General features: G+C 43.5%; 3 protein-coding genes. All 3 read right to left on the reverse strand.

Annotation, left to right across the window (positions count from 1 at the left end; translation table 11 throughout):
- Positions 1 to 147 precede the first annotated feature (147 nt).
- Entirely contained in the window at positions 148 to 570 is a 423-nt protein-coding gene (locus B7988_RS14770) for a DUF2442 domain-containing protein (protein ID WP_088658481.1), read from the reverse strand.
- Positions 571 to 572: 2 nt separating this feature from the next.
- Positions 573 to 812 (reverse strand): DUF4160 domain-containing protein, encoded by a 240-nt coding sequence (locus B7988_RS14775; protein ID WP_088658482.1) that lies wholly within the window; start codon positions 810 to 812, stop codon positions 573 to 575.
- A 37-nt stretch (positions 813 to 849) separates the two neighbouring features.
- Positions 850 to 1,133: hypothetical protein (locus tag B7988_RS14780; protein ID WP_212668330.1), on the reverse strand; the 284-nt coding region annotated here is incomplete at its 5' end.

Raw genomic sequence — 1,133 nt, forward strand, 5'->3', positions numbered from 1 at the left:
GCCAACAACACAGAAAAGAACAAATAAGAAGAGATCCTTCGACTACACTTCGTTCCGCTCAGGATGACACGGTCAATCTTTTTCATAAAAATCCTTCGCCCCAACGGCTTGATTTATTCAATGGAAATATAGTTATTCCCTAATCTGCTAAGCAACGGTTTTCAGCAGTTCCCTACCAATACGGCGGAGTTCCTCGTCAATGAGTTTCTTTCTTGCCGAAGACGGTTTCTTCGTTCCATTTACGTATGCGGCGAACAGAGGCTGAGGGATTCCCAATCGGCGGGCAAACGCCGAGGCGTTAAGTTCGGGAAACAACCAAAATATGCGGCCAATGGGATTTGTCTTTTTCGGCGAAAAGAATCCCGAAAGTTCCAGGCCTTCGTCCAGATCGTCAAACCACACGCCATCGCAATCTACGCGGCAGTTCTCCAACTGCTTTCGCGTAGCCTTCCGCAGCGGTTCGTAATCGCGGATGAGTTCCCGCCCGATTCGGCCGTCTTTCAGTTCGACACAAACAGCGTCTTTCTCAACCCAAAGCCTTTTTACATCTTTTTCCGTAATCTCATTCATAATTACCCCAGCCCGAAAGTTTCGAACCATTTTCTCACGATAAGTTCGCTGTTTTCAGTCGCTAATTCCTTTGCTTTTGCCATATCCGCTTTTGATAACTTTCCAAATACCGGCACGGCACATCCATTGACAATTTCAAATTTGGCAATTTTCCCCTGTTTTCTCACATGTACATGCACTGGTTCATGCTCGTTCATATAGAAGAAAAAGGAGAATCCATCTTTTTCAAATATCTTCGGCATAATTAATATAGGTTATTATTTAATAACTGTCAATAGGTTAAATATTTTTATTGCCATACTCCTTCAAGCATGCTTTAAATATGAGCGTTACCAATTCAGAAACCGTAATTTCCCGCTTTTTTGCTTCAGCCTCAAGTTTTTCGACAACCCACTCAGGCATCTCCCATACACAATCAACAAAGCCGTCACCAGTTGATGTTTCGGATATAACCCTAAACGGGAAATCTTCTTTGCATTTTTCGATGTTGTTATCCATACAGCCTCCGTTTTGTGGTCGCATTTGCGGCCGGTTTATTGTTAGAGGCGTTCCCTTCAATCCAA

This window comes from Fibrobacter sp. UWB1 (assembly GCF_002210325.1).
Classification (GTDB): domain Bacteria; phylum Fibrobacterota; class Fibrobacteria; order Fibrobacterales; family Fibrobacteraceae; genus Fibrobacter.

Excerpts from the sequence above, each read along its gene's own strand:
- B7988_RS14770 (WP_088658481.1), bottom strand. The coding sequence starts at position 570 with ATGAATGAGATTACGGAAAAAGATGTAAAAAGGCTTTGGGTTGAGAAA.
- B7988_RS14775 (WP_088658482.1), bottom strand. The coding sequence starts at position 812 with ATGCCGAAGATATTTGAAAAAGATGGATTCTCCTTTTTCTTCTATATG.